This is a genomic window from Verrucosispora sp. WMMD573 (assembly GCF_027497175.1).
Taxonomy (GTDB): domain Bacteria; phylum Actinomycetota; class Actinomycetes; order Mycobacteriales; family Micromonosporaceae; genus Micromonospora.
The window spans coordinates 6,275,692-6,293,039 of record NZ_CP114901.1; the positions used below are offsets into that span (position 1 = coordinate 6,275,692).

The following is a 17,348-nucleotide window of genomic DNA, read 5'->3' on the forward strand; positions in this document are numbered from 1 at the left end:
TAACCTCATGATCAACTGTGCAGGAGCGCGGGTGGGGTCAGGCTGGGCAGGTGGTGGGGGGTAGGCCGGGGACCTTGACCGGGGAGCGGCCCGTCGGGCGGGCCTTGCCGGCAAGCACCTCGGCCAGCGCGGTCATCGAGGCTCGGCTCGACGAGTAGGTGGCCAGCAGCGTGGCCGACTTCGCCTTGGCCAGCACGTACGGGGTGTCCATAGCGACCGTGACCGCCGCGTCGGCCCGCAGGTCCTGCGAGCCGTCGCCGTAGCCGACCAGATGCACGACGGTGCCACCGCTGGGCACCACCTTCACGCCGGCCGAGGTCAGCGCCTCGGTCAACACCGCCCGGGTGTGCGCCCGCCCGCCCGACGAGGTGACGGTCACCGGACCACCGACGCCGGTGGTGTCGCACCGGCCGCGCAGCACGGACACCGCGCCGGCGGCCAGCGCGTCGACCGCCTCGCGGTGCGCCGGTGCGCTCAGCACGGACAACTCCGGTGCGGATCGGTCGCCCAGGGTGAACTTCATGGTCAGCACGCGGGTGGCCGCCTCGACCAGCCGGCTGCGGGGCAGCGTGCCGTCGCGCAACGCGGTCAGCAGCCCCTCGTACGCCTGGCCGACGTGCGGCGGCATGAGGATCAGGTCGTTGCCGGCCTTCAGCGCCCGCACCGCCGCCTCACCGGGCGGAAAGCGCCGGGCCGGCGGCATGTTCATCCCATCGGTGATCACCACACCCTGGAAGCCGAGTTCCCCACGCAGCACCTCGGTGAGCAGCTTGTACGAGAACGTGGCGGCCACCCCCGGGTCGATCGAGCGCACGTCGAGGTGGGCGGACATCACGGCGAGCGCGCCGGCCTCGATGCCGGCGGTGAACGGCGGCCACGCCTCGGCTGCCAGCTTGCTGCGGGACTGGGCCAGTTGGGGCAGATCCTTGTGCGAGTCGACGGCGCTGTGGCCGTGGCCCGGAAAGTGCTTGAGGGTCGCGGCCACTCCGGCGCTCTGCAACCCGCGTACCGCGCCGCCGACCTGGTCGGCCGCCTGCTGGGGATCCGCGCCGAACGAGCGGGACCCGATCACGGTGCTGCGGGTCACCAGCACGTCGGCCACCGGCGCGAAGTCGACGTTGATGCCCATGGCGGTCAGCTCGGTGCCGGCGGCCCGCCACGCGGCCTCGGTCAGGTCCGGGTCACCGGCGGCGCCGGCGCCGAGCGCGCTCGGCAACATGGTGACCCCGTCGGTGATCCGGGTGACCACTCCGTACTCCTGGTCGGTGCCGATCAGGAAGGGTGCCGCGCCGGCAGGCAGCCGCCCGGCGGCCTCGCGCAGCCCGGTGGTGAGCCTGCGGACCTGCTTCGGGTTGTCGACGTTCGTGGTCTCCTGGTTGCCCTGGGTGGGATCGTCCGCGCTGAAGCCCACCAGGATCAGCCCGCCCAGGCGGTACTTCTCGACCATGTCGGCGGGTGTGTCCACTCCGGCCAGCGCCCGGTTACCGGCCGCCGAACCGGTCGACACCTTCGTCGCGTGGTCGCCGTACGCGTACGGCATCAGCACCTGGCCGACCAGGTCCTCGTCGGCGAGTTCGGCGACGAGGGCGGCGGCCCGGGTGGCCGGGTCCTCGGGTGGGGCGCTCGACGGCGGCGCGGGCTCCGTGACCGGGGTCGAGGCGGGGCCCGCCGAGGGGCGTTGGCCGGCCTCGGAACAGCCGGCGACTAGCAGCGCGGTCACCAGGACGAGCGCGGTGGCGACGCGCCGAGGGGTAGTCGACACGCGGACCATCCCACCAGTTCACCGCGTACCGGGCAACTTGACCTCTGCCCACGCGCCCGGTCAGCCGACCCGGGTGAGCAGGGTCACCGGTGCGCCGTCCCCGGCGTGGCGGTACGGCTCCAGTTCGGCGTCCCACGCGGTGCCGAGCGCCTTGTCGAGGGCGTGCGCCAGGGCCTCCGGCGCCCGTGCGCCGGCCATGATGCTGCGCAGCCGATCCTCGCCGAGCTGAATGTCCCCGGCGGCGCCCACGGTCGCCCGGAACAGGCCCCGGCCCGGCACGTGCATGAAGCGCTCGCCGTCGACCCCGGGACTGGGCTCCTCGGTGACCTCGAAACGGATCATGGGCCACTGCCGGAGGGCAGCGGCCAACTCGGCGCCCGTTCCCGGGCTACCGGACCACCCGCACTCGGCCCGGCGGGCGCCGGGATCGACGGGCTGAGCCGTCCACTGCAGGTTGACCGGCGCGGCGAGGACGCGCGCGATCGCCCACTCGACGTGCGAGCACACGGCGAGCGGGGTCGAGTGGACGTATACGACGCCACGCGTTGGCACGGTGACCTCCCGGAGTGCGAGGTGCGTCTTCCCCTACGACCTCGCCCGATCCGGGCTTGTGGAACACATGATGACTGCTGTGACGGATGGTACGCCAGGGAATCGGAAAATCCGCCGCCCGGAATACCCGGACAGGTGATCGGGGTTCCACCTCGTGACGCCGCGATGACCAGCCGGCATCGTGGGTCGTGTACAGTTCCATCGGCGGCCTGTGCCGCGTAAGCCTCCGCGGGTCTCGCCTTCCACGGCGCCCGCAACAGCCCCCGGACGTTCCGTCCTCCGTACGTCTTGCAAGGAGTACCTCCGTGGCGAGCAACACCTCTAAGACCGCGCGCGCGTCAGTCCGGGCCGGCCAGGCTGGCCAGGGTGGCGCCCTCAGCGTGCTGGGCGAGTTCAAGTACGTCATCCCGCTCAACGGCGGCAAGCACGCCTACGTGCGGAACCTCACCAACGGCAAGACGGCGCACCTGCGCACCGACTCCGAGGCTTTCGTCGAGGAGATCCGGGTGCTGGCCGCCGCCGGTCACGCCGCCAAGATCCGCGCCGAGCTCAACGGTCTCAACGCCGCCCACCCGGGCGACGGCTGGGACGCCACCGAGAAGCGCCTGGTCGAGGCCGGCGTCTTCGAGGCCTGATCGGCCGAGGGCCACGGTGCCCTCTCCGTACCACCTGTGAACGCCCGTCGGGTCTCGCCCGGCGGGCGTTCGCCGTCTCACGCCCGTTCCGGCGGGTCCAGCAGGGCGACCTCGCCGGTGCCAAGGTCGTAGACGGCGCCGGTGACGGCGACCCGGCCGGTGGCGACCGGCGGCGCCAGCCTCGGGTCGGCGCGCAGCGCGGCCACGGTACGGACCACGTGCCGGCGGACCGCGAGGGGCAGCAGGTTCGGTTCGTCCAGCCCCGCCTCGGTGACCGCCGGCGCGATCCGGTCGACCAGATGGGCCAACGCGCCACCCGGACGCCGGCCGGTACGCAGCGACTCCGCGGTCGCCTGCACCGCGCCACACCGCTCGTGGCCCAGCACCATCACCAGCGGCACGCCCAACACCTCGACCACGTACTCGATCGAGCCCAGCACCGCCCGGTCCAGCACCTGCCCTGCCGTGCGGATGACACAGATCGAGCCGAAGGTCTGGTCGAAGATCGCCTCCAACGGCACCCGCGAGTCGATGCAGCCCAGCACCACGGCGTACGGCTGCTGGTCGCCGGAGGCGGTCGCGGCCGCCGCGGTCACGTCGTGACCGTGCACCGGCTGTCCGCTGACGAAGCGCCGGTTGCCGGCGAGCAACTCGGCCAGAGCCGCGCGTGGCGTGCCCGCACGGGCCTGACCGGCCAGCGCGGAGCCGGCGGGTACGCCCTCCGTGGTTGCCATGTCCTCAGCCTGGCCGGGCCGTCGCCCGGGCGGAGCCGATCGACGAGATCTTCTCAACACCCCGGTTGGCGTGTTGTCATGACGGGTAGCCGGTGTTACCACCGGGTATCCCCGGTGTTACGCATCCGTGCGCCGTGGGGAGGTGGCGATGCCGGAGCCGACCGAGGTACGGCTGGGCGACGACGTACGCCTGCACGTGGAGACCGCCGGCCCGACCGACGCCGAGGTGACCGCCGTGCTGCTGCACGGCTGGACCCTGGACGGGCGCAGTTGGCACCGGCAGCTGACCGCCCTCCGCGAGACGTTCGGTTCGGTCCGGGTGGTCACCTACGACGCGCGTGGACACGGCCGGTCCAGCTGCATGGCGCTGCCCACGGCCACGCTGGCCCAGTTGGGCGACGACCTGGCCGCGGTGCTGGACGCGGTGGCGCCCACCGGTCCGGTGGTGTTGGTCGGTCACTCGATGGGCGGCATGACGATCATGGAGTACGCGCACCGCCACCCGGACCACTTCTCCCGACGCACCGCCGGTCTGGTCTTCGTCTCCACCACGGCCGAGGGGCACACCCACACCGTCTACGGCCTCTCTCCCCGAATCGCCCGGATCATCCGACTTGCGGAAACCACCGGCGCCGGGGTTCTCGCCCGCTGTGGCGCCTGGCGACCGCCCCGAGCCCTGCTGCGCGCGCTCCGCCCGAGCATCCGGTGGATGCTGTTCGGGGACCGTTGCGACGCCACGGACATCCGGCTGGTCACCTCGGCGGTGGCCCGGGCCTCGCTGCGGTCGATCGGCGGGTTCCGCGCCTCCATCGGCACCCAGCACCGGCTGGCCACGCTCACCGCGCTGGCTCACCTGCCGGCGGCGGCGCTGGTCGGCGACCGGGACCGGCTCACCCCGCCGCCGTGCGCGGAGTCGATCGCCGCCGCGTTGCCCGCCACCGAGCTGACCGTCTGTCCCGGTGCCGGGCACATGCTGATGATGGAGCGGCCCGAGGAGGTCAACGCCGCCCTGGCCGGCGTGTTGCGCCGGGTCCTGGATGACCTCCCGGCCCGACAGCACGTCCGCCCCTGACGGTGCCCCGCCCAGTGCCGTTCCGGCCAGGTCGGGCGCGGGGCGTAATCTCGTGCGGTTGGCCGGGCGGCGTCACGAGGAGAGCGAGCGGTGGACCAGAGCACCCTGGATCAGGAGATCGCCGCCGAGCAACGGCATCTCGACCGGGTGTACGCGCGACTGGCCGAGCTGCGCCGATCCGCGGTCCGCGCGGAACGGGAGGGCTACCGACTGGCCCGGGTCGGCAACTTCGGTGCGCTGGTCGAGCGGGACGCCATGGTCTTCCACGCCGCGCAGCGACGTCACCTGCTCGACGCCGAGTACGAGGGGCTGGTCTTCGGCCGACTAGACCTGCGTGACGGGCAGACCCTGTACGTCGGGCGACTCGGTATCCGCGACGAGGACGCCACCACACTCGTGGTGGACTGGCGGGCCCCGGCCGCCGCCGCCTTCTACCGGGCGACCCCGGCCGAGCCGCTGGGCGTCGTCCGGCGCCGCACCATCCAGTCCAGCGGTGAGCGGGTCACCCGGATCGAGGACGACCTGCTGGACCCGGACGCGGCCCCACCGGACATGCCGGTGGTCGGCGACGGTGCGCTGCTGGCCACCCTGTCCCGGACCACCGGTCGGGGCATGCGGGACATCGTGGCCACCATCCAGCGCGAGCAGGACGAGGCGATCCGCTCCCCCGGCTCGGGAGTGACCCTCGTCTCCGGTGGTCCGGGCACCGGCAAGACGGCGGTGGCGCTGCACCGCGCGGCGTACCTGCTCTACGCCGACCGCAGCCGGTACGCCGGCGGCGGCATCCTGGTGATCGGCCCCTCCTCGGTCTTCGTCGAGTACATCGCCTCGGTGCTGCCGTCGCTGGGCGAGGACACCGCCACCCTGCGCTCCCTGGGCAGCCTGTTCCCCGGGCTGGCGGCCACCCGCACCGACCCGCCGGAGGTGGCGGCGATCAAGGGTTCGCTGCGAATGCGCCGGGTGCTGGAACGGGCGGCCCGGGACGCGGTCCCCGACTCGCCGACCGAGCTGCGCCTGCTGTACCGGGGCGCGCTGCTGCGGTTGGAGCGGACCGAGCTGAACGCCATCCGGGACCGCGCGCTGCCTCGCGGCGCCCGGCGCAACGAGGTGCGTCGGGCCGGCTTCGACGGCGTGCTCGCCGCGCTCTGGGCGCAGGCTCGCCGGCTGGGCATCGCCGGGTTGCCGGAACAGCGTGCCTTCGAGGACGAGCTGATCGACCGGACGGACTTCCGCGAGTTCCTCAAGGCGTGGTGGCCCCGGCTGCACCCACGGCACGTGCTCGCCTGGCTGGCCGATCCGCAGCGACTGCGTCGCTACACCGGCGGCCTGCTCTCCGGTGCCGAGATCCGGCTGCTCGGTACGGCGTACCGGGGGCTGGACACGGCCGGCCCGACCGTCGCCGACGTCGCGCTGCTGGACGAGTTGGACGCGCTGCTCGGCAAGCCGATGCGTCCCGCCCGCCCGAAGCGCGACCCGTTCCAGCTGGCCGGTGGGGTACGTGAGCTGAGCACCCACGCCGACCGGCAGCGGGCCGCCCGGCAGGCCGCCCGGGAACGTCCCGAGGACTACCGCGACTACGCCCATCTGGTGGTCGACGAGTCCCAGGACGTCTCACCGATGCAGTGGCGGATGGTGGGCCGACGCGGGCGGCTGGCGTCCTGGACGGTGGTGGGTGACCCGGCGCAGACCGCGTGGACGGGAGATCCACAGGAGTTGGCCCGGGCCCGCGACCAGGCGCTGGGACGCCGCCGCCGGCACCGGTTCACGCTCACCACGAACTACCGCAACTCGGCGGAGATCTTCGCGGTGGCGGCGGCCGAGATCCGGCGGGCGTACCCGGATCTCGCGTTGCCCACCGCGGTCCGTTCCACCGGGATCGACCCGCTCCAGCTCAAGGTGCCGGCATCCGAGCTGGAGACCACCGTCGTGACGGCCAGCAGCGCCCTGCTCGGCGAGGTCGAGGGGACCGTCGGCGTGATCACTCCGGTGCCCCGGCGGAACCAGGTCGCGGCCTGGTTGGGGGCGCTGGGCGGGCAGCGGTTGCAGGTGGTGACCAGCCTGGAGGCCAAGGGCATGGAGTACGACGGTGTGGTGCTGGTCGCCCCGACGGAGATCCGCGCGGAGCCCGGCTCCGGTGTCCGTACCCTCTACGTCGCGCTGTCCCGGGCCACCCAGCGGTTGACCACCGTCGACCCGACCGGTTGAGATCGCGAGCCCGACGATTGCACTTATAGCGATGTTGGCATAGTTGCGTCCCCGGCCCGCCGGACCACGCAAGGTGTTCGGGTGGGCGCCGGCCAAGACCACCATCATGCTGCGGTGTCGAACGCCGCGCATCGCCACTCCGGCCGACTGTGGGCGGCGTTCGCCCTGCTCAGCACGCTGATGGTGGTTGAGGCGGTCACCGCCTTGCGGACCGGCTCGCTGGCCCTGCTCTCCGACGCCGGGCACATGTTCACCGACGTGCTGGGCATCGGGATGGCCCTCGCGGCCGTAGCCGCCACCCGGCGGGCCGACACGGACCCACAACGCACCTTCGGGCTCTACCGACTGGAGGTGCTCGCGGCCCTGGGCAACGCCGTCCTGCTCTCCGGCGTGGCGGTGTACGTGCTGGTCGAGGCGGTACGCCGATTCGGCGATCCGCCCGAGGTGCTCGCCGGCCCGGTCCTGGTGGTGGCGGCACTCGGCCTGCTCGCCAACGTCGCCGCGTTCGCCCTCCTGCGTCCCGGGGCACGGGAGAGCATCAACCTGCGCGGGGCGTACCTGGAGGTGCTGGGGGACCTGCTCGGGTCGCTCGGCGTGATCACGGCCGCCGCGCTGATCGCCGTCACCGACTGGTGGTGGGCCGATCCGCTGGTGGCCGTCGCGATCGCCACGTTCATCCTGCCCAGGACCTGGCGCCTGGGCCGGGCCGCGGTACGCATCCTGGTCCAGGCCGCTCCGGAACACCTTCAGGTCACCGCGGTGTACGACCGGCTGGCCGCGGTCCCGGGCGTGGCCGGCGTCCACGACCTGCACGTCTGGACGTTGACCTCCGGCATGGAGGTCGCCTCGGCGCACCTGACCGTGCGACCGGGCGCCGACGTCGGCGCCGTGCTGGCGGCGGCCCGCGCGGCGCTGCACGAGGACTTCCAGATCGAGCACGCGACCCTCCAGATCGAGCCGCGATCGGATCCGGGGCACTGCGGGGCGGCAGAGTGGTGACCGGAAGAATCGAAAAAGGGCCTTTTGTCCGCTTTTGTTCTGTTCTACTAGTCAACAACCGAACACCAGCAGTAACAGCAGCTGCACCGGTCACCTGGGCACCGGTAGGCTCGGACCCGGCCTCCGCCAGGCGGCACCCACCGGTGCCGGCGGCGACCGCCGCCTAATCGCCCGCCAGGGGCGAACCGGGGAACCATGTTCCTGGGGTGTATCCGCGCCAGCGGTAGGGATCTTCCGTCCCGAACCCGTCAGCTAACCCGGTCGGCGGCTGACGGAAGGACATGTGCATGCCAGCAGTGGCAACGGTAAGACCGGCCGCCCGTACGGCGGCCCTGATCGCCGCCGCGCTCGCCCTCACCCTCGGCGTCGCGCTGGCCCCCTTCACCCCCGCCGCCGCGGCACCGCAGCCGTTGCGGGCGGCAGCACCGGGCGACGTGGACGACGAGGGCGGCACCCCGGCACTGCGGGCCCAACTGGAGGCCGCCAGCAAGGGCTACCTCGACGCCAGGACCGCGCTCGACCGCTCGGTGAAACGCCAGAAGACGCTCGCCGAGCAACTCAAGACGACCGAGAGCCAGGTCGCCGAGCGGGGTACCAAGGTCGCCGAGATCGCCGCGCAGGCGTACCGCAACGGGCGGCTGGGCGCCGCGTCGGCGCTGCTCAACAGCGGGTCACCGGCCGGCTTCATGGACCGGGCGGCGGCCCTGGACGCGGTGGCCGCCAACTCCGACCGCGCGCTGCGCGAGCTCCAGGCGGCCCGGGACGAGGTCAGCGCCACCAAGCAGGCCCTGGACGTCGAGATCCAGGAGCAACGCAAGCAGGTGGCCGTGATGGCCAAGCGCAAGGATCAGGCCGAGCGGGCGTTGACCGTGGCCATCGAGCGGGACGAGGCGGCCGAACGGGCCAGGGCCGCCGAGCGGGCCGCCCGGTCACCGTCGCGCAGCAGCGGGTCGAGCCCCACCGCCGAGCCCGCCCCCCGCAACTCCGACGGATCGTGGCCCTCGGAGTCGTGCAGCGTCAACGACCCGACCCCGGCCAACGGCTGCATCACCCCACGCACCCTGCACGCGCTGAAGCAGGCCAAGTCGGCCGGCTTCACCCGGTACGTCTCCTGCTACCGCTCCGGCGGCTCAGGCGAGCACCCGAAGGGCCGAGCCTGCGACTTCGCGGCCCAGAAGAACGGCTTCGGCGGGGACGCGACCGGCGGCGACCGGACCTACGGCAACAACCTGGCGGCGTACTTCGTCAAGAACGCCGACCGGCTCGCGGTGCTCTACGTGATCTGGTACCGGCAGATCTGGCTGCCCAGCAGCGGTTGGAAATCCTACAGCGGCGCCCGGGGTGACCCGTCCAGCGACCACACCAACCACGTGCACCTGTCGGTGTACTGACCTCCTCGTCGCGCCGGGTGAACCGCTCTTCACGAGCGGTTCACCCGGCATTGCGTTTTCCCGTCGGCCGGCGGGGCACCGTCCCTTCGGCGCGCATCGACGCGTCTCCTTGGTTACCGTCGTACCAGGAAGCGGTATTTGTCCGCTAACGGGAGGAACGCCATGAACGAGCGAATCGCCAGACCCGGCGGCGGTACGGACAACGGGGTGCGGTCGTGACCGGCCGCGTCATGATTTTCGCACCGACCCCGCTGCTGACCGTGACCATCGACCAGCCGAGCGACGCGCCTGAACTGCACCTGCACCCGGGCGGGCAGGGTGTGTGGCAGGCCAGGATGGTGCTGTCCCTCGGCGTGGACGTGGTGCTCTGCGCGGCGCTCGGCGGCGAGGTCGGGCAGGTCCTGGAACCGTTGCTGGTCAGCGAGGGAGTCGACCTCAAGGTGGTGGCCCGCGACTCCGGCGGCACCGGCGGGTACGTGCACGACCGCCGCGAGGGGACCCGTCGGGAGATCGTAGACGTCATCGGCCAGCCGTTGAGCCGGCACGAGCTGGACGAGTTGTACAACCTCGCGCTCGGTGAGGGCCTCCGCGCGCCGGTGAGCGTGTTGAGCGGGCCGAACCATCCGTCCCTGGTCCCCGCGGACCTCTACCGGCGCTTCGCCGCCGATCTCGGCGCCAACGGTGGCCGGGTGGTGGTGGACCTCTGCGGCGAGCACCTCGCGGCCGTCCTGGAGAGCGGCGTCTTCTTCCTCAAGGTGAGCCACGAGGAGCTGATCGCCGACCGGCGGGCCGACGGCGACGACGAGGAACAACTCACCCGCGCGATGTACGACCTGCACGCCTCCGGTGCCGAGAACGTGGTGGTCAGCCGGGCCGACAAGCCCGCGTTGGCGCTGGTAGACGGCGAGGTGTTCGAGGTGCGGATGCCACGACTGGAGGCCGCCGATCCGCGCGGGGCGGGCGACTCGATGACCGCCGGGGTGGCCGCCGTGGTGGCCCAGGGCGGCGATGTCCGCACGGCGATCCGAACCGGCGCGGCGGCCGGCGCGCTCAACGTCACCCGACACGGCCTCGGCACCGGCCGCCTCGACTCGATCAACGGCCTCGTCGACCGGGTCCGGTTGGAACCGGCGGGCGGCCGTCCCCAGGAGCGGACCACCCCCGACGAACTGGCACAACGGGCGGGTGGCTGATGACGCTACGGGTGCTGATCACCAACGACGACGGGATCGCCGCGCCGGGCATCCAGGCGCTGGCCCGGGCCGCCGTCGACCGGGGCCTGGATGTGGTGGTGGCTGCCCCGCTGGAGGAGGCGAGCGGCACCAGCGCCGCGATGAGCGCCGTGGAGCAGGACGGGCACGTGGTGGTCCGCGAGCATCCGTTGCCGGAACTCGACGGGGTGCCGGCGTTCGGCGTCGGTGGCTCGCCCGGGTTCATCGCGCTCATCGCCGTACACGGCGCTTTCGGACCGCCGCCGTCGGTGCTGCTGTCGGGAATCAACCGGGGCGCCAACGCGGGGCGCGCGGTGCTGCACTCCGGCACGGTCGGGGCCGCCTTCACCGCCGCGGCGAACGGCTGCCGGGCGATGGCGGTGTCGCTGGACGTGCTCTCGGCCGGTGAGGCCACCGCGGCCAGCGGAGGTGCCGCGGTGGCGGCTGCCGCCCGGGTACGCGACGCCGAACGGAACTGGGCCACCGCCGCCCGCGTCGCCCTGGATCTGCTGCCCCGGCTGACCGCCGCACCGACGGAGAGCGTGCTCAACGTCAACGCGCCGGATCTACCGCTGGGTCGGCTGCGCGGGGTACGCCAGGCCACCCTGGCGACTTTCGGCCAGGTGCAGATGACCGTGGCCGAGTCCGGGCACGGCTTCGTGCGCACCTCGTTGGAGGAGCCGGGACAGGCGGTACAGCCCGGCACAGATCTGGCTCTGCTCGCCGACGGCTATGCCTCGGTGACCGCGGTGCGGGCGGTCACCGAGGCGGCCGACGTGGATCTGTCCGGCCTCGACGGGGAGTGACCAGGGCCCTGCGGTCGTCGCGGCGGTCAGGCGCCCGGGAGCACTTCGGGCGCCGTGGCCGCCCCGGCGTAGTAGGGCTCGGGCGCGCCGAAGAGACCGAGCAGGCCGGTCACCCAGAGTTGCCGGTGCACGAACCGGCTCGGCTCGGTGACGACCAGCTTCACCCCGCTGACCTCGGCGGTCTGGAATCCGGCGACCATCGCGCTGATGCCCACCGAGTCGATGAAGGTGACCAGCCGCATGTTGAGCTCGATCCGGGCCGGCCGCCCCTTGGCCAGCACCTCGGCGATTGCCTCTTTCACCTCGTACGCGGTGTCGACGTCGATCTCGCCCCGAGGGACGATCTCGATGACACCACCGGGCCGAACCGTCTGCAGGATCGACAGGCTCACGCGAGCACCTCCACTCGCCCGTACGACGGGCGCCTCATCAGTACGCGGGCCGCGACCGACAGTATTCCTTCAAGCACCTCGGTCGCCACCCCTCGGGATGAGCAATTCACGGATCCGGGCACGACAAATCACCCACATCCGAACTTTATTGGCCTTATCACTCAGCGTTCGGCTGCCGCCGACGCCGCCGAACCAGCGTAGCGGGCCGACGCCATCCCCGTCGTTTTCCAGCACTGCCGGCGTGCCCACGAGCACCGGCCCTGACCTGCGCTGGACGCGCGACGGTGGCACGGTGTGCCTAGCATCACGGGTGACCCCTATGACGGGAGGACGACATCATGCTCCGCAGACTCGCCGCGCTCGCCGGTGTCAGTGCCCTACTAGCCCTCGTACTGGCCTGCGGGTTCGGCGGCGGTGACGGTGACGACGACGATGACGATGACGACGACTTCGCCCGCGCCGCGGTGGTGGCGGTCGTCGTCCGCTGACCCCACCCGGTGCGGCGAACCGGGCGCGGCCTGAACCACGCCCGGGGACGCACCTGCCCTTCCGGTCGGGGCGGGTGGTTCGATGGTTTGCGTCCGGGTCGGTGTGGGCACAGCCTCTCGATGCGAACCGCCACCGGCCGGACAACGCCGCCGACAGCTGATGCGTGCACCGGCTCCGGCACTGTCGAGGAGGGAACCACATGTTCGGAACACATCTGCTGGAGCGCCGCAGCAAGCCGGAGCGGATCGCGGACCAGGCGTGGCAACACCTCGTCTCGGCGGTGAACAACGCCGGCGACAGCATCCGCGACTCCGCCCGTACCGCCCGCCACAGCTCCGCCGGTTTCGCCGGCGACGCCGGTGACCTGGTCGAGTCGGCCGCCGAGGAGGCGCGTCACCGGGCCAGCCGCGCCTTCGACGCACTCGCCGGACGCCGCCCGGCGCTGCCGTGGACGTTGCTGATCGGCGCCGCCCTGGTCGGTGCCGCGGTCGGTTGGGCCGCCGGTACCGCCGCACGCGCCGCCGGCAGCCGTGACCGGGCACTGGAGGACATCGAGTTCGTCGACGTGAACCGACCCGACTCCCCCGCCGACCCGACCGATCCCGTCAGCTGACGGTCTCCGCGACGACGGGCCCCACCGACCGAGGCGGTCGGGCGGGGCCCGTCGTCGCGGTCACCCTTGCACCCGCCGGCACCTTCCGAGCAGCGCCGGTCAGGGCTGCCGACCTCGTCCGATCCGGGTGAGGCCAATTCACCCGGATGGTCACCAGGCTCGGTCGCGGCGGACCTGGCGTGCCGGACCCGCCGACCGGCACCTAGCGTGCCGGCTCGCCGGTCCGCGCCAGCACGGTGAGAAGGGAGCGACCGATGGCCAGCATCTCGACGATCAACCGCACCGACCAGGACATCCAGTCCGCGGTGCTGGACGAACTCGACTGGGAGCCCCGGGTCCGGCCGCACGAGATCGGGGTGACCGTCACCGAGGGCGTGGTCACGCTGACCGGGCGGGTGGACAGCTACGCCAAGAAGTGGGCGGCCGAGCGCGCCGCGCACCGGGTCGCTCAGGTGCGGGCGGTGGCCAACGACCTGGCGGTGCGACTGGTGACCGGCGCCGAACGCACCGACCCGGAGATCGCCGCCGCGGTCCAGCACGCCCTCCAGTGGCAGGCGTTCGTGCCGGTCGACGCGCTCGACGTCACGGTTTCCCAGGGCTGGGTCACCCTGCACGGCGAGGTCGAGTGGGAGTACCAGCGCCGCGCCGCCGAACAGGCCGTCGGCCAACTGAAGGGCGTACTCGGGGTCAGCAACGGCATGAGCGTCCGGCCGTCGGTACGCCCGGACGGCGCCCTGCTGGCCCGGCGCATCGTCGACGCGCTGGCCCGAAACCGGGCCACCGACGCGGAACAGGTGACGGTACGCGTACACGGCGACACGGTGCTGCTCGGCGGACTGGTGCACTCGATGCCCGAACGCGCCGAGGTGGAGCGGGTCGTCTGGTCCGCCCCCGGCATCCGTGAGGTGCAGAACCACATCGCGGTCGCCCCGGTGCTCCGCTGAGTCGCCGGAACCACCCGGGTCGGGTGAGTCGCGCTCACCCGACCCGGTCCGAGGCTGGGGGGTATGACCGATCAGCTGACCACACCCCTACAGGTCACTGCGCGACTCCGTACACCCGTCACCGAGCACGACCACATCCGTGGTCCGCTGGACGCGCCGGTGACGATCGTCGAGTACGGCGACTTCCAGTGCCCCTTCTGCGGCCTCGCCCACGCCAATCTGACGGAGGCGCTGCGGCAGCGCGCCGACACCGTCCGCCACGTCTACCGTCACTTCCCAATCACCAACATCCACCCGTACGCCGAACGGGCCGCCGAGGCCGCGGAGGCCGCCGGGCGGCGGGGTCAGTTCTGGGAGATGCACGACTGGCTCTACGAGCACCAGGACCAGTTGGATCCGGTGCACCTGACGCTCGGTGTCGAACAGCTCGGCCTGCCGGTCCACGAGGTGGAGGCGGAGATCGGACGGCACGCCCACGGCGACCGGATCCGACACGACTTCGTCGGCGCCATCCGCAGCGGGGTCGACGCCACCCCGACCCTCTTCATCAACGACATCCGCCACAACGGCGACTTCGCCCCACCCACCCTCCTCACCGCCATCGACACCGCCAACCCCTGAGCCCTCGTTGATCATGAAGTTGTTGTGCCCCGCCGCGGGGTGGCGCGACAACAACTTCATGATCAACGCGAAGGAGGGCGGGTGGGGGTGGGCTGGTCAGATTAGGTGGAGTTGGCGGGCGCGGCGGACGGCGTCGCGACGGCGGGTGGCGTCGAGCTTGCGGTAGATGTTGCGGACATGGGTCTTGACCGTGTTGACGGAGACCGACAGTTCGGCGGCGATCTCCACGTTGGACAGGATGCTCTGGAGGTAGCGCAGGATCGTCAGCTCCCGCTCGGTGAGCGGCTCGTCCAACGGCGGCACCGCCGCGTCGGGAGTGCCCGTGGCGACCGCACCGGGCGGTGCGTCGACCGCGCGTACCAGGTCACTCACCAGTGGCCAGTGGGCAGTGCCGGAGTCGAGGTGGGCGGTGAGCAGTTCCCGCAGTCCCGGCTCGGCCTGCCGGAACGGGCGACGGTAATCCTCCGGTGCGGCCAGGTCGAGCGCCTGCTCCAGCAGCCGGCCCGCCCGACGGTCGTCACCGGCGCGGATGGCCAGCACCGTGGCCAGCAGCGCGGCGTCGAGGCGTACCGGCAGCGGCCAGTCGGCCGCCGGTGCGGCGGTCCAGTCCGGCAGCAGACGGTCGGCGGCAGGTGGGTCACCGGCCCGCAGTTCGGTCCGGGCCGCCGCGACGGCCAGCGCCGCCGCCGCCGCACCTGTCGTCGGACCGGACGACGGCTCACCGGCCAGTTCCCGGGCGGTCTGCACATCGCCCCGCGCGCTGTGCAGATCCAGTTCGGCGGCGCGCAGCCACGAACCCAGCTCACCGCCGCGTGTACCCCACCCGGTGCGGGCCTCCACCAGCAGCCGGTGGCCGACACTCGGCTCCCCTTCGTCGAGGCGCAGGTAGGCGCGGCACCAACCGGCCACCGCGACGGGCACCGGTTCCGCTCCAGCCGGCGCGGCCAGGCCCAGGTGCGCCTCGGCCTCCGCCGGCTGGTTCCGGTGCAGCGCCACGACGGCCAGCGCCAGATGCGCGTACCCGCAGTCGAGCAACGCCGCCCAGCCCTGACCGGACGGCAGAGCCAACGCCGCCCGGGCCATTTCCTCGGCGGCGCGCAGCTGTCCACGCAGCGCCGCCACCAGGGACCACCGGCTGGCGCAGACCAGTTCGGTGCGCGGACGTGCCGCCTCCCGGGCGGCCGCCAGCGCTTCGGCGAAGCCGCTCGCCGCCCCGGTCAGGTCGCCGTCGTCGAACACCAGTAGGGCGAGCGCGGTGCCGGCCACGGCCCGCACGTCGGCGTCCTCACCGGCGTGGGCGGCCCGTGGGTCGCCGGTCGGGTGTCCACCGTCCGTGGCGAGCAGGCGGGCGGCGGCGTCGCGTACGGGCTGCGGGTCGCCGGCCAGTCGGGCCAGGGTGAGTTCGACCGCGGCGACCAGCCGGTCGAACCGGGACCGACGCGGTTGCGGCAGCCGGCGGGTGTGCCCGCCGGCCAGCCGCAGGAAAGCCTCGGCCGCCCCGGTGTCGCCGCCGAGGGCCCGTTCGGCGGCGCAGGCCAGCGCGAGTTCCGGGTCGCGTTCCACCGCCTCCGGCGGGGGTGGCGCGGGCACCGGCCCGCCGCCGGCCGGTCGCTCGTAGGGCACCAGTTCCGGCCACCGGACCACGAACAGATCGGTGGCGGAGGTCCAGTCACCGGCGGCGAGCGCGTGACGCAACGCGGCCGCCGGTCGGCCGTTGCCGGCGTACCATCCGGCCGCCCGCAGGTGCAGGTCGCGCAGCTCCGCCGGGGGCAGCCGGACCAGTTCGCGGTGCAGCAGGTCGGCCAGCAGCGGATGGCACCGATACCACACCGGCCGGCTGCCGTCGTGGTGGAGCAGACCGTTGTCGTGGGCGATAGCGCGCAGGCGCTCCTCGGCGTCCGCGTCCCCACTGAGCGCGGCGGCCAGGCCGGCGCAGACGGCATCGACGACCGCCGCACGGCGCAGCAACTCACGGTCCGTCGACTCCAGCCCGGCCAGCGGCTCCGCTCGCAGGTAGCCGGCGATCTCCGGCTGGTCGGCGCCGAGTTCGCCGATCCAGCGTTCCGGATCCGGCTGGTCGCGCAGGGCGAGGGCGGCGATCCGCAGCACGGCCGCCCATCCCCCGGTCAGCTGCCGCAGCCGGGCCACCGCGGCGGCCGGCACCGCCACCCCGTGCGCGGTGAGCAGGTCGGCGGTCTCGTCGCCGGTGAACGCCAGGTCGTCCGGGCCGATGTCGGTCAACTCCCCGGCCAGTCGCAGCCGGTGCACCGCCAGCGGCGGACCGGTCCGTCCGGCCGCCACCAGCCGTAGCCGCTGCTCGCTGTGGCGCAGCAGGAACTCCAGACCGGCCAGCGCCGCCGGTTCGGTGATCCGGTGCAGGTCGTCCACGATCAGCACCACCGGCCGTTCCCGGGCGGCGAGGGCGGCGGCGACGATCTCCAACTCGTCCGGTCGCGGTGCCCGGTCGGGCAGCGGTGTCTGCGCCGGATCCACGACCGCGCGCAACGCGGCACCCAGATACGACCAGAGGCGGTCCGGGTCGTCACCCGCCTCGACCGACACCCAGGCCGGCGCCGGGGCCTGCGGTTCGGCCTCCTGCCGCGTCCGTCGCCAGGTGGCCAACAGCGTGGTCTTACCCCAGCCGGCGGGGGCCCGCAGCAGAGTGACCGGGCGGGTCACCGCCTCGTCGAGCAACCGGGCCAGCCGGGGCCGCAGCACCATCGCTTCTCCCGGCGCGGCGGGCGCGAGGCGGGAAGCCAGCAGGGGTGGGCCGCCCGGTGCGCGGACCGCCACGTCGGCCCGGACGGTGCTGCGGTCATCCGGCATCCGGCCCACCCCCACGGACGCGTGCTCCCTCCCCCGGTCCTGCGGCGGGCGGTTACCCGGCCCTCGCCGGTTCACCCCTTCTGGGGGAACCGGGTT

16 protein-coding genes and 1 riboswitch are annotated in these 17,348 nt (G+C 73.0%); of the genes, 11 read left to right on the plus strand and 5 right to left on the minus strand.

The genetic code is table 11. The annotated features are described in order from the left end of the window. Positions 1-37 precede the first annotated feature (37 nt). Together O7601_RS28380 and O7601_RS28385 are read right to left on the minus strand one after the other, a co-directional pair. Complete coding sequence (locus tag O7601_RS28380) at positions 38-1,771, minus strand: glycoside hydrolase family 3 N-terminal domain-containing protein (RefSeq protein ID WP_281564100.1); 1,734 nt, start codon at positions 1,769-1,771, stop codon at positions 38-40. A 51-nt stretch (positions 1,772-1,822) separates the two neighbouring features. Continuing rightward, positions 1,823-2,314, minus strand: coding sequence for a DUF3145 domain-containing protein (locus O7601_RS28385; protein ID WP_210940138.1), 492 nt, complete (start codon positions 2,312-2,314; stop codon positions 1,823-1,825). 305 nt (positions 2,315-2,619) lie between these two features. On the opposite strand from O7601_RS28385, the gene O7601_RS28390 reads away from it, so the two are divergent. Then, on the plus strand, positions 2,620-2,949 hold the full coding sequence (locus O7601_RS28390; RefSeq protein WP_281564101.1) for a hypothetical protein: 330 nt from the start codon (positions 2,620-2,622) through the stop codon (positions 2,947-2,949). A 77-nt stretch (positions 2,950-3,026) separates the two neighbouring features. Here O7601_RS28390 and O7601_RS28395 read toward each other — a convergent pair whose 3' ends face one another. After that, positions 3,027-3,683: a carbonic anhydrase gene (locus O7601_RS28395; RefSeq protein ID WP_281564102.1), complete on the minus strand. Its 657-nt coding sequence runs from the start codon at positions 3,681-3,683 to the stop codon at positions 3,027-3,029. Positions 3,684-3,831: 148 nt separating this feature from the next. Between O7601_RS28395 and O7601_RS28400 the strand changes: the two genes are divergently transcribed. From O7601_RS28400 to O7601_RS28425, 6 genes are all read left to right on the plus strand, one after another. After that, positions 3,832-4,755 (plus strand): alpha/beta hydrolase, encoded by a 924-nt coding sequence (locus O7601_RS28400; RefSeq protein ID WP_281564103.1) that lies wholly within the window; start codon positions 3,832-3,834, stop codon positions 4,753-4,755. A gap of 90 nt (positions 4,756-4,845) precedes the next feature. Continuing rightward, positions 4,846-6,960 carry an AAA family ATPase gene (locus O7601_RS28405; RefSeq protein WP_281564104.1) on the plus strand — a complete coding sequence of 705 codons (2,115 nt, stop codon included), beginning with the start codon at positions 4,846-4,848 and terminating at the stop codon, positions 6,958-6,960. An 81-nt stretch (positions 6,961-7,041) separates the two neighbouring features. Then, positions 7,042-7,959: a cation diffusion facilitator family transporter gene (locus tag O7601_RS28410; RefSeq protein ID WP_281564105.1), complete on the plus strand. Its 918-nt coding sequence runs from the start codon at positions 7,042-7,044 to the stop codon at positions 7,957-7,959. A gap of 150 nt (positions 7,960-8,109) precedes the next feature. Then, positions 8,110-8,242, plus strand: a riboswitch (cyclic di-AMP (ydaO/yuaA leader). Positions 8,243-8,246: 4 nt separating this feature from the next. After that, complete coding sequence (locus O7601_RS28415) at positions 8,247-9,350, plus strand: hypothetical protein (RefSeq protein WP_281564106.1); 1,104 nt, start codon at positions 8,247-8,249, stop codon at positions 9,348-9,350. A gap of 215 nt (positions 9,351-9,565) precedes the next feature. Then, positions 9,566-10,543 (plus strand): PfkB family carbohydrate kinase, encoded by a 978-nt coding sequence (locus O7601_RS28420; RefSeq protein ID WP_281564107.1) that lies wholly within the window; start codon positions 9,566-9,568, stop codon positions 10,541-10,543. Next, entirely contained in the window at positions 10,543-11,367 is an 825-nt protein-coding gene (locus O7601_RS28425; RefSeq protein ID WP_281564108.1) for a 5'/3'-nucleotidase SurE, read from the plus strand. Before O7601_RS28420 ends, O7601_RS28425 begins: the two co-directional genes overlap by 1 nt. Positions 11,368-11,393: 26 nt before the next feature. Here O7601_RS28425 and O7601_RS28430 read toward each other — a convergent pair whose 3' ends face one another. Beyond that, positions 11,394-11,759, minus strand: coding sequence for an STAS domain-containing protein (locus O7601_RS28430; RefSeq protein ID WP_281564109.1), 366 nt, complete (start codon positions 11,757-11,759; stop codon positions 11,394-11,396). A 338-nt stretch (positions 11,760-12,097) separates the two neighbouring features. Here O7601_RS28430 and O7601_RS28435 point away from each other — a divergent pair, with 338 nt between their 5' ends. The 4 genes from O7601_RS28435 to O7601_RS28450 all read left to right on the plus strand — a co-directional run bounded on the left by O7601_RS28435 (position 12,098) and on the right by O7601_RS28450 (position 14,426). Continuing rightward, complete coding sequence (locus tag O7601_RS28435; protein ID WP_281564110.1) at positions 12,098-12,247, plus strand: hypothetical protein; 150 nt, start codon at positions 12,098-12,100, stop codon at positions 12,245-12,247. A gap of 200 nt (positions 12,248-12,447) precedes the next feature. Beyond that, on the plus strand, positions 12,448-12,861 hold the full coding sequence (locus O7601_RS28440; protein WP_281564111.1) for a hypothetical protein: 414 nt from the start codon (positions 12,448-12,450) through the stop codon (positions 12,859-12,861). Positions 12,862-13,115: 254 nt separating this feature from the next. Continuing rightward, on the plus strand, positions 13,116-13,805 hold the full coding sequence (locus O7601_RS28445; RefSeq protein ID WP_281564112.1) for a BON domain-containing protein: 690 nt from the start codon (positions 13,116-13,118) through the stop codon (positions 13,803-13,805). Between the two features lie 75 nt (positions 13,806-13,880). Beyond that, on the plus strand, positions 13,881-14,426 hold the full coding sequence (locus O7601_RS28450; protein ID WP_281567080.1) for a DsbA family protein: 546 nt from the start codon (positions 13,881-13,883) through the stop codon (positions 14,424-14,426). A 96-nt stretch (positions 14,427-14,522) separates the two neighbouring features. Here O7601_RS28450 and O7601_RS28455 read toward each other — a convergent pair whose 3' ends face one another. Next, positions 14,523-17,252 (minus strand): LuxR C-terminal-related transcriptional regulator, encoded by a 2,730-nt coding sequence (locus O7601_RS28455; RefSeq protein ID WP_281564113.1) that lies wholly within the window; start codon positions 17,250-17,252, stop codon positions 14,523-14,525. Between the last annotated feature and the right edge of the window lie 96 nt (positions 17,253-17,348).

Coding starts and splice junctions, on each gene's coding strand:
- O7601_RS28380 (WP_281564100.1), bottom strand. CDS start 1,771: ATGGTCCGCGTGTCGACTACCCCTCGGCGCGTCGCCACCGCGCTCGTC.
- O7601_RS28395 (WP_281564102.1), bottom strand. CDS start 3,683: ATGGCAACCACGGAGGGCGTACCCGCCGGCTCCGCGCTGGCCGGTCAG.
- O7601_RS28400 (WP_281564103.1), top strand. CDS start 3,832: ATGCCGGAGCCGACCGAGGTACGGCTGGGCGACGACGTACGCCTGCAC.
- O7601_RS28415 (WP_281564106.1), top strand. CDS start 8,247: ATGCCAGCAGTGGCAACGGTAAGACCGGCCGCCCGTACGGCGGCCCTG.
- O7601_RS28425 (WP_281564108.1), top strand. CDS start 10,543: ATGACGCTACGGGTGCTGATCACCAACGACGACGGGATCGCCGCGCCG.
- O7601_RS28435 (WP_281564110.1), top strand. CDS start 12,098: ATGCTCCGCAGACTCGCCGCGCTCGCCGGTGTCAGTGCCCTACTAGCC.
- O7601_RS28440 (WP_281564111.1), top strand. CDS start 12,448: ATGTTCGGAACACATCTGCTGGAGCGCCGCAGCAAGCCGGAGCGGATC.
- O7601_RS28445 (WP_281564112.1), top strand. CDS start 13,116: ATGGCCAGCATCTCGACGATCAACCGCACCGACCAGGACATCCAGTCC.
- O7601_RS28455 (WP_281564113.1), bottom strand. CDS start 17,252: ATGCCGGATGACCGCAGCACCGTCCGGGCCGACGTGGCGGTCCGCGCA.